5 protein-coding genes are annotated in these 10484 nt (G+C 59.8%); 1 reads left to right on the top strand and 4 read right to left on the bottom strand.

What is annotated here, in order from left to right; translation table 11 throughout:
- Positions 1 to 313: 313 nt before the first annotated feature.
- From J4E00_RS08000 to J4E00_RS07985, 4 genes are all read right to left on the bottom strand, one after another.
- Positions 314 to 3937, bottom strand: coding sequence for a lamin tail domain-containing protein (locus J4E00_RS08000; protein ID WP_208174618.1), 3624 nt, complete (start codon positions 3935 to 3937; stop codon positions 314 to 316).
- A 609-nt stretch (positions 3938 to 4546) separates the two neighbouring features.
- Complete coding sequence (locus J4E00_RS07995) at positions 4547 to 5800, bottom strand: glycosyltransferase (RefSeq protein ID WP_208174617.1); 1254 nt, start codon at positions 5798 to 5800, stop codon at positions 4547 to 4549.
- Between the two features lie 234 nt (positions 5801 to 6034).
- The gene (locus tag J4E00_RS07990; protein ID WP_208174616.1) at positions 6035 to 6781 is read right to left on the bottom strand and encodes a LytR/AlgR family response regulator transcription factor; all 747 of its coding nucleotides are present in this window, start codon (positions 6779 to 6781) and stop codon (positions 6035 to 6037) included.
- 51 nt (positions 6782 to 6832) lie between these two features.
- Complete coding sequence (locus tag J4E00_RS07985) at positions 6833 to 7912, bottom strand: sensor histidine kinase (protein ID WP_208174615.1); 1080 nt, start codon at positions 7910 to 7912, stop codon at positions 6833 to 6835.
- A gap of 492 nt (positions 7913 to 8404) precedes the next feature.
- Between J4E00_RS07985 and pulA the strand changes: the two genes are divergently transcribed.
- A complete protein-coding gene (pulA, locus tag J4E00_RS07980) occupies positions 8405 to 10378 on the top strand; it encodes a type I pullulanase (protein WP_208174614.1) in 1974 nt (657 codons plus the stop codon).
- Positions 10379 to 10484: the final 106 nt, after the last annotated feature.

The raw sequence follows: 10484 nt of genomic DNA, 5'->3' as shown, positions 1-10484 counted from the left end.
CACGACCAAGTAGCCCGCCTTACGGCTATCGGCGCCGCAGGTTTCGCGGCCTACATCAGCGCCCCCACGTGAAGCTAGTAATCTTCTGCAAACCTATCGCAGCGTGGTGGGCGGCAAATACAAGGTGCAGCCTCGCAGCTTCAGGTCCAACAAGTGCTCCTTGCTGCCCACGTGCAAACCTATAATGCCTAGTTCGTCAGAATCACCGTTAGCTGTCTGCTAGCCTAAATCACGTTCCTGCATCAACATTAAAACAGCAAAAGGCCCTTTCGCGGCTGCGAAAGGGCCTTTTGCTGTTTTAATGGCTCCTCCCCTAGTTCGTTTTCACGAAGCGGCGCACTTGCCGGCCATCAGGGCTGCTCAGCTCCAACAGGTAGGTGCCAGTGGGCAGGTCGCGTACGTCCACGGTGGGGTTCTCGGCATCGGCGCGGCCGGTGGCCAGCACCTGGCCCAGGGTGTTGAGCACCCGGAAGGTGCGCTCGGCCAAGGCCGGGGCGGCGGCGGTGAGGCGGTCGGTGGCTGGGTTAGGGTACAGGGCCAGTTCCAGGGGCGTATCGAGGCCGCTCACAGTCAGTACCGGAGAGTAAGCCACGGTGCCATCGAGGTCTACTTGGCGCAAGCGGTAGTAGAGTTGAGCTGCGGGAGCCGTCTGGTCGAGGGCAGCGTAGGCGATGGCACTGGTGCTGCTGCCCTGGGCCTTGGCAGTAGCAATGGTCACAAAGTCGCGGGCGTTGAGGCTGCGCTGCACATCAAAGTGGTCGGAGTTTTTCTCGCTGGCGGTGGTCCAGCGCACGCTCACGGCCTTGCTAGGCAGGCGCTGAGCCGAGAAAGCACTCAGCTCCACGGGCAGCGGATTCACATTCTGAGGGGTGTTGCCGTCGGTAGCCAGGATGAAGTCGCCAAACGGACCGGGCAGAATCATGTTCGAGGTGATGTTGGCACCGCTACCCGAGCCGCCCATGTTTTTCCACTTCGTATTATCGGCAGGGTCCACCATGGCTATGCGCAGCAGGCTGGCGTTGCCCGCCGTCACCTGGTCGGCGGTCAGGTCGTAGCTCAGGCGAATGGTGGCGCTTTGCAGCACGCTGGAGCCGCCAGCCTCGGCTACTACATTATAGTAGCGAAGGCCCGACACCCGCAGCAGCGTATTGGGCAAGGTGCGGGAAGTGGCGCGGCCCTCAATTTGGCGGGCTGTGTAGCTGGTGGTGCCGGTCACGGCATCGGTCACGTTGAAGGTCAGGGGCCGGTACTCGCCATTTACGCCCAGGGGGAATCCTAGGGTAGCAAATACGGGGTTTGCATTGGTCACCGAAGCCAGAGTCAAGGTATTGGTGTAGCTGTTGGCGCTACCGCCCACCAAACCGCCGCCCGGCAACACGCTCAAGCGGTTATTGCCCTGCACAAAGAAGGAGCCACGCGTGAGCACCAGCGTCCGCACCGTGAGGTTGGACGTGAGCTGAGCCAGCGGCGGGTCCAGGGGGTTTGCCACGGTACCGGCCGAGCGGGCCATTGTAAGCGAAGATATCAGGTCCTGACCGGGCACGAAGGCCAGCGGCCCAATGTCTACCGGGGTCTGGTTGTTGAAGCTTGTGAAGCTTATGCTGGATGTCGGCGTCGCGGCGAATTTTGCCACGGCTGGGTCATCAACCACCAGCGGACCGGTGATGTTGAGCGCCATGTTAGCACCGATGTGCAGTACGCCAGCCGAAAGCGAAGGATAGCGCACATTGAGCGACAAGCCCTCTATATTCAGGGTTCCGCCGGGGCGGTTCAGCGCCAGCGTATTGAGGAAGCCGCCCGCATCGGTAAAGATGATGGTGCCGAGCGGACCTGTACCATTGATAAGCAGGTTAGCCGTGGTCGAGCTTTGCATGCGGCCGTTGCCTGTGGTGTTCACCGTTCCACTCATGGTAATGGTGTTGATAACGCCCAGCACCCCGTCGGTGATGTTGAGCGACGAGCTCAGGGCTATCGGCGAATTCAGGTACAGCGTCTGGTTGGGCCGCGCCATGGTGAAGTTCCGCATTTGGTTGCCGGCCCCCCCCCGGAAATACATGAAGCCCATGTTTCCGGCACCACCTACTACAATGCTGGCATCAGATGCGCTGAAGAAACCATTCTGGATATCCATCAGGCCGTTCATGGTCAACGTCTGGCCACCGGTCAGGCCCAGCGTGCTTCCATTGAGAGTAAGAGCACCGTTAACGGTGAGTGTACCGGACAAAACCAGCGTGCCGGCAAGCACGGTGCTATTACCCGCCGAGTTCACGGTCAGGTTGTTGATTTGAGTGCTGCCCGGTGCCAGGTACAGCGTGGCAGAGCCCGTGGTACCACCAAAGCCAGTCGTGTTATTCTTATCAATGACAATGCTGGACGTGGCATCAACGGCCAGTGCACCGGTGCCTGCTACCGTGGCCTTGCCGCCCGCCGCGAAGGCCAGGGTATTGGCGTTGAGGGTGAGCAGCGTGCCGGCACCCAGCTGGTAGCCACCACCGCTGGTATTGCCGAGCTCCAGGCTGCTGCCGCTGCCAGACAGGCTTACGCCCGCCTGGCCCGTTGGCAAAATCAGGCTATAGAGCTTGATGACGTTGCCACCGCCATCTATCACCTGCGAAGCGGTGGTGTTGGTAGCCGTTAGCACAATGCGGTCGGTGGCGCTGCTGCTGAAGCTCACCGTGCCGGTCAGCTTCAGGTTGCCGCCCAAGGCCAGGGTCGAGGCGGCGTTGGGTGCTCCCCCGAACACGTTGGAATTGCCACCCACGTTTTTCACCAGCAGGGTACCGCGTACGATGGTAGTGCCGGCATCCAAATGCTTGGAGGCATCGCGCAAGGTCAGGTTGCCGTAGCCGGGGCTGGGCAGTACGGGAATCGTGTAGTCGCCTGACTGAGCAAACTCGATGATGCTGGTTGCGTCCAGATTGCCGTAGGTCACGCCCGGAGCCGCGTTGTATTCCACCAGCGTTGCCCCACTGCTCATGTCAAGCAGGGCATTCAAGTTGTAATTGGCCGGCACCGTGAGCGTGGCATTGGCTAGCAGCACCACTTTCGAGCCGGCGCCCGTCACCGTCCAGTTGCCGCTAAGGGAGAGCCCGCTACCTCCTACATTGAAGACCTGAAACGCCCGGGTGAAAGAGGCAGGCGATGGTCCCGAGCCATCCGGCGTGCTGCTAAAGGTGCTCAGCTCGCTGAGGGAGCCCGTAGCATTCTTGGTGTTGTAGTACGTCACGCTGGGAGTGAATACTTCTGCTGCCGCGCCCGCATTCTGGGGCTCGGGAGTGCGTGCTACAAAGTCGGAAGCGTTGTCGTTGCTATCGTAGCCATTGCCTTGGTCAACGTCATCACCACCCGCGGCCAGGCTCGCGCTGGTAGACGTAGCCCGAGCCTTGCGTTCCAGGCTCACGAGGCCAGCCATGCCCAGGGCCGGGCCACTGCCTTCGTAGGTAGCAGCACTGCTGCCGTAGCCCAGAAAATCGACCACGCCAGGCGCATTAGCGGGGTCGGCATCTTGGAGAGCGGTGGTGTTGCTCACCAGGGCAATGCGCCCACCGCCCACCGCCAGCGCCAGAGACCCGGTTACGTCGGGCGTAGGCAAGGGCCCGCCGTTGGCACCTGCGCCCAACTGCACCAGCAGGTGGCCATTGGCTGGAATGCTGACGTTGCCGAGAGCAACCATTGCATAAGCGCCCCCGCCCGAAGCCGGGTTGTACTGCACCGAGTACCCGTTGAGGGGAAGGCTCACGTTGGTTTTATTGTATAGCTCTACGAAGTCGTTCTGGTAAGTAGCACCGGCACTTCCCCCACCCGCATACACTTCGCTGATGACAACCGTGGAACTTTGGGCTTGAGCTAGTACCGGCATCAGCCCGCTGGCAACGAGTAGCAGGCCGCTGTAATAGCTGCGGTACTGGCTGCACATTTTTGTAAAAAGTTTTTTCATAAACGTTAAAGCTAGGGGTAATAGCAAAGCATATGTCAAGTTATTCCGTTAAAATCACCACTTTTCCCATGGCAGTGCCGGGACACTTAACTGCAAAAAGTATTATCCGATGAGCGAATAATTACTCAAAATTACTACTTGGCCAAGATTTATCTACAGATAATAAGAATTAATTTTGTTTTTCTTAGAAAAAAGCAATTACTTAACGCCCGATTGTACAGCAGCAGCAAACTGTGCTAAAGCTGCTAAGTGTGCTCAGGCCTGACAAGTCGGGCAGTGATATAGTTGCTTGGCTAAATGCCAAAAAGTCAACGACCCGCCACCAGCCACCTTTAGGCTGGTAACGGGTCGTTAGGTAATAGTGCCTGCCATTGCGAATCAGGGACCAGTTCTAGGCGTTGCAACCGGCGGGGGCAAATCCGCCGGGCGGGTGGCAACGGTCAGGTGGCCGAATTCGGTTTCGAAACGACAGGACTTGAGGGAAAGCACGAGGCCATTGGCGGGTGCAGTCTGAAATTACCAGTCAGCGCCAAATCCGCTCCTTTTGTATCGGCCAACTGCCACAGGGTATCGACCAGGAGGGCTTTTTTTCCGGGTGACCAGGCTGAACTATTCGGCAAAAGTGCGGGCAAAAGCGGCGTTGAGGGCTAGGGCCCGACGACGAGGTGGCGCAGCCGTCACGGGCATAAGCTCACGAATAACGTCTTCGGTGAGGGCGCACTGGCGGTGGTGCGAGTAGCGCCAGCGGCCGAGGCGGGCCCGCTCCACCCGCTCGTGGGTAGCGGCGGTTTCGTCGAAGGTGCGGTGCACAGCGCGAGCGGCAGCAGCCACATCGCCCCACAGGTAAAGCAGGCCGGTCTGGCCATGCTGCACCAGCTCTAGGGTGCCACCGGTAGCCGCGCCGACCACGGGCACCCCTGAGGCCAGCGCTTCGAGGGTAACCATGCCGTAGGTTTCGCTTTGGGAGGCCATCATGAACACATCGATGGCTTGGTAGAACACGGCAGGGTCGGTGCGGAAGGGACGGAAATGAACCTGGCGCTGTAGTCCCAGGCGGGCTACCTGCCGCTGCAGCTGGTGCAGGAACTCGTCGCCCTCGTTGCGGGTCGGCTCGCCCATGATGACGAGGTGGGCATCGTAGCCGTGCACTTTGCGCAGCTGATGCAGCACATTAATCACAAAGTCCTGGCCCTTGCCATCGTCAATCCGGCCCAGAATACCAAGCAGGCGTACGCCTTGGGGCAGGTCGAGTTCCCGGCGGGCCTGGGCGGGGGTGTGGGTGGGCGGAGCAAACTGCTCCAGCGGCAGGCCCAAGGGCACGGTGCGCAGCCGGGACGTATCAAACTTGGTCTTGCTGGCTACTTCGCGGGCCAAGCCGGGCAAGGGCGATAACCAAGCATCGACCAAGCGAAAGCGCAGGGTGTGCACGAGGCTGCGCTTGGGCCGGCCCAGCTGCATGTGCTGCTGATAAATGATGCGCAGGTGCCCTCCCATGAGGGTTTTGACCAGCGTGGCCACGGCCAGGTCTTTGTTCTGCGTCACCACCAACACGCCGATGTTGAGGCGCTCAAGCTGTGCTTTCAGGCTCCAGGCCAGCAGTGGCATGGCCAGCCCCCGGTGCACGGCGAAGGTTTCGAGCGGGATAAACCATTCATCAGCCCAGTATGCCAGGGGCGTGGCGGAAGGCGCAAAAAACGTGACGCGCCACCCTCGCTCCTGCATCCAGCCCGCAAATTTCAGGCTGTTCAGTTCGAGCCCGCCGAGGCTGCCGGACAGGCAGAGCACGGCCAGTTGCGGGTCGGCGGCCAGGTCATAGGCGTCCGGGCCGGAAACTGAGTTTCCGGGTAAGGTGAATGGTTTCATAGCTCAGAAAGACAAGGAGTGTGGGAGGCATCGGGGTATTGAGCGAATAGTTAGAATCAAGTAATAGAACTTGTTACTTGACTTTAGCTACTCGTTGTTTGTGGGCAGGCATTTAAAAGGCATCGTGAAGAGTACAGCCGGGCCGCCGGTCGGTCGCAGCACACTTCATCTTTCACATCTCAGCCGGCCAGGTAGCTCGACTGCACTCTGCACGATGATATTCTGAAAAACCGCTTAGGTCCAGCGGCTGAGGAATTGCATGAAAATCTCCTTGTATTGGTCGCCCACCGGGATAGTAACTGCTCCAATCTGGACGGTAAGGCGACGCACGGACTCAATCTTATCGAGCGCCACAATGAATGAGCGGTGAATGCGCATGAAGCGTCGGGCAGGCAGCTTTTCCTCCATCGCCTTGAGACTCATGAGGGAAAGCAAGGCGCGCGGGGTGCTTTTGAGGTGCACTTTCACGTAGTCTTTCAGGCCCTCGACATATAGAATGTCGCTCAGGGCCACGCGTACCAGCTGGTATTCGGCCTTTAGAAAAAGGTATTCGTCTTCCTCCGGGGCAGCAGCCGCAGGGGCAGCAGATTGCGGAGCCGTAAGCTCGGCGTAAGCCCGGGCTTTGCTGGCAGCCCGCAGAAACTCCTCGTAGTTGAAGGGCTTCACGAGGTAATCAATGGCATCGACGCGGTAGCCTTCGAGCGCGTATTGCGGGAAGGCAGTGGTGAAGATGACGCGTGGCCCGGTGGGGCCCAGCACCCGGGCCAGCTCTAGGCCGTTGAGTTCCTGCATTTGAATATCCAGAAATGCCAGGTCGACGGTACCGGGGTGCTCGTGTAGGTATTTCAGGGCCTCCACGGCACTACCAAACTTCCCCACAAGCTCCAGAAAAGGAGTTTTCTCCACAAAGGCAGCCACCATGCCCAGGGCCAGCGGCTCGTCGTCGACGGCAATGGTTTTAAGGGATAGCAGCGCGGTCATATGGTATCAGGGTAAGAGGGTGTGCGGGTAATAATTGTCTGCAAAAATCCCTTACGCCACGTGTAGCGTGAGCTGAACGCGGAATTCATTCGCGGGCGTATGGTCGTCGACCAGCAGACTGAATTGGCCGGGATATAGCAAGTCGAGGCGGCGGCGGGTATTGACCAGGCCAATGCCGTTGCTGCCGGCCAGGTCGGTAGAGGGGAGGGTGAGACGGGTGTTGCGCACTTCCAGCTCTAAGACATCGGAGGCCGGCTGGCGCAGGGCAATGAAAATGCTGCTGTTTTCGGTAGCTGCCACGCCGTGTTTGAACGCATTTTCGAGGAAGGGCAACACGAGCATGGGCGCAATAGCGACGTCGTGCACAGGTTCGGGCTTTTCGAAAGTGACGCGCACCCGCTCATCGAGCCGCAGCTGCATGAGCGTGATATAATCCTGTACAAAGGCCACCTCCTGGCTGAGCAGCGTGGTGCCGCCGGCGGTGTCGTAGAGGACGTAACGCATCATGCGCGAGAGCCGGTGAATGGCCGTGCGCGCCTGCTCCCCATCGAGCAGCGTGAGGGCGTAGATATTATTGAGGGTGTTGAAAAAGAAGTGCGGGTTTATCTGGGCCTTGAGCACCGACAGCTCCGACTGAACCCGCTGCTGCTCCAGGGTCTGGCGGGCCTGGGCGTCTTTCTGCCACTTCTGCACCACCGTGATACAGGTGCTGATGCCTAGTACAAACATGGTGGTGAGCAAGCCCATGGTATCGATGCGCGGGCCGCGGCCCTGCAGCAGGCGCGGCCGCCCCGCTGCCGCCCGAAAGGCTTTATCCATGAGCGTGGGCAGGTCGAGCATCGATTCCAGGAAGCGGCTGAATAGCAGCACCGCCGCCGTGGTCCCCACCAATACCAGGATAAACCAGCCCGTACGGCCTTCAAATAGCAGCTTCGGCACACTCACCTTGGCCGTGAGGTAGAACGTAGCCACCCACACCAGGAACATCATACCCTGCTTCAGCCAGAACTGCGGAGGCATGGTCAGGCGGCCCGTGAGCGGCTGAAATAGCAGAAACGTAAGCCCAAACAGCCCCCACACCAGCACATGAATCAGCGGGGTGAGGTAACGACGGGGAGTAAGGACGGCCATGGACGAGTGTAAAATCGAAGCAAACATACCCGACGCCCTTTTCAAAACCCTGCCAAACCGACCGTAAGCAGAATTATATCGACGGCGAGGGGTGTTTTATCGCTGGGAAAGCCTGGCAGTAGACACTAGCTCCCTCCTTACTTTAGAAGAGGGCATTTTTATTGGATGAAAATAGAGGCGATTGTGGTGTTGAAGGATGGGCAATTAATACTATAGTCTGTCATCAGGTAATTCAGATTCGGGACAAGGTTGGTCGATAAGATTTTTCTAATTCGACCAATTGGCTACTCAATTCTAACTACTTGCCTATTGAATCATCGCAGGGTGATATACCTAACCTGGATATCGTTCAATGCCCGCAACTACCCTGGCAAATGCCACTCATTGGCCTAGTCTCCTTGCGGCAAGGAGGGGAGTTTTTTCTGGTCGCGTGCTTGCTAATTGCCGAACTTTGCGGGCATGACGTCCCGGCTTCCTTTTCTGCTGCTGCTTGTGCTGCTTCCCTCCCTTGCGGCAACGGCCGCTCCGCCCCTACCCGACTATACCAGCTACCCAACTTACCTCGGCCCTGACCTTGGCCTGACCTGGCGCGGCACCCACGCCACCCTGCGCGTGTGGGCCCCCACCGCCGAGGCCCTGCACCTCAAGCTCTATAAAGAAGGCACCGGCGGTACCCCCACCGCCGATTACGCCATGACCAAGGCCGAAGGCGGCACCTGGACCTACGCCCTCCCAGCCGGCACCACCGGCTTCTACGTCGTGCAGGCCACCATTGGAGGCAAGAAAATGGCCGAAGTGGCCGACCCCTACGCTCACGCCGTGGGCATCAACGGCCTGCGCGGGGCCGTGTTCAACCCCAGCATTGCGCAGCCCGCCGGCTGGACTGAGGACCTGCGCCCCGCCCTGAAACAGCCCACCGATGTCATCATTGGGGAAGTACACGTGCGCGACCTCACCGTACACCCACAGTCGGGCGTGCGGCACAAAGGCAAGTTTTTGGGTGCCGCGCAGGTGGGCACCCGCGGCCCAGAAGACGTGAGCACTGGCCTCGACCATTTAGTAGAGCTGGGTCTGACCCATGTGCACCTGCTGCCCACCAACGACTTCGCCAGCATCGACGAAACCACACCCGCCAGCGCCAACCGCTATAACTGGGGCTACGACCCGCTGAACTACTCCGTGCCCGAAGGCACTTACTCTACCGACGCCACCAACCCCGCCGCCCGCATCCGCGAGTTCAAGCAGCTGGTAGAGAACCTGCATGGTGCCGGCGTACGCGTGGTGCTCGACGTGGTGTACAACCACACGGCCGATGCCGGCCGCAGCAATTTCGAGCAGCTGGTGCCCGGCTACTACTACCGTCACAATCCCAACGGTAGCCTCAGCAACGCCACCGCCTGCGGCAACGAAGTAGCCTCCGAGCGGCCTATGGTCCGCAAGCTCATCGTGGAATCGGTGGCCTGGTGGGCGCAGCAGTACCACGTTGATGGCTTCCGCTTCGACCTGATGGGCGTGCTCGACATTGAAACCATGCGCGCCATCCGCATTGCCCTCGACCAGCAGGACCACAGCATTCTCATGTATGGCGAAGGCTGGACCGCCGGCCCCTCGCCCCTGCCCGATGCCAAGCGCGCCCTCAAAGGCAATATGTCCAAGCTGGACCGCATCGCCGCCTTCGGCGACGAGCTGCGCGACGGCGTAAAAGGCCACTACGCCCACCAGACCGAGCCCGGCTTTGCCAGCGGCCAGCCCGATTTGGAGGAGAGTGTGAAGTTCGGCATCGTAGGCGCCACCCAGCATCCGCAGGTCGACTATGCCAAGGTCAACTACTCGAAAGCTCCCTGGGCCAATTCCCCAGCGCAGGCCATCAACTACGTGGCTTGCCACGACGACATGGTGCTCTGGGACAAGCTGCGCGTGTCTACCCCCGGCGCCTCCGAAGCCGACCGGCTGAAAATGGATTTGCTCAGCAACACCATTGTATTTACCTCGCAGGGCATTCCGTTTCTGCCGGTTGGCGACGAGTTTCTGCGCACCAAAGGCGGCTCGCACAATTCCTACAACCAGCCCGACAGCGTGAACCAGCTCGACTGGGGCCGCAAAGCGAAGAACCTCGCGGTCTACCAATACTACCGCAAGCTCATTGCCTTGCGCAAGGCCCATCCCGCCTTCCGCCTGCCCACCGCCGAGCTGGTGCAGCAGCACCTGGAGTTCCTGCCCAACATGGCCCCTGGCATCATCGCCTACCAGCTTAAAAACAACGCCGGCGGCGACGCCTGGCCCAGCATCTTCGTCATTTTCAACGGCAACCGCTCCGCCTGGAGCGTCAAGCTGCCCCGCGACACCTACAAAGTGGTGCTGCGCGGCGACCAAATCAACGAGGAAGGCCTCGATGTGCTGGAGGTAACCAGCGGCGTGCAGATGCCCGGCAGCTCCGCTATGATTTTGGTACCGATAAAGCAATAGGCCTTAGCGAGAGTCCGGAAGTGAGGCCTCCACACTTACTAATCTGAAAAAATTCGCTTTTCATTTTGGAAAAATTCTTCCCCGCTGGGCCCCGCGCCCGGCGGGG

Source organism: Hymenobacter negativus (assembly GCF_017571495.1).
GTDB classification, from domain to species: Bacteria; Bacteroidota; Bacteroidia; order Cytophagales; family Hymenobacteraceae; genus Hymenobacter; species Hymenobacter negativus.
The sequence above is the reverse complement of the archived record's forward strand: the minus strand, read 5'-3'. Positions and strand labels throughout refer to the sequence as shown.

What these genes read in the sequence shown, in the direction of transcription:
- J4E00_RS07985 (WP_208174615.1), bottom strand. Translation starts at nt 7,912, where the DNA reads ATGGCCGTCCTTACTCCCCGTCGTTACCTCACCCCGCTGATTCATGTG.
- J4E00_RS08000 (WP_208174618.1), bottom strand. Translation starts at nt 3,937, where the DNA reads ATGAAAAAACTTTTTACAAAAATGTGCAGCCAGTACCGCAGCTATTAC.
- J4E00_RS07990 (WP_208174616.1), bottom strand. Translation starts at nt 6,781, where the DNA reads ATGACCGCGCTGCTATCCCTTAAAACCATTGCCGTCGACGACGAGCCG.
- J4E00_RS07995 (WP_208174617.1), bottom strand. Translation starts at nt 5,800, where the DNA reads ATGAAACCATTCACCTTACCCGGAAACTCAGTTTCCGGCCCGGACGCC.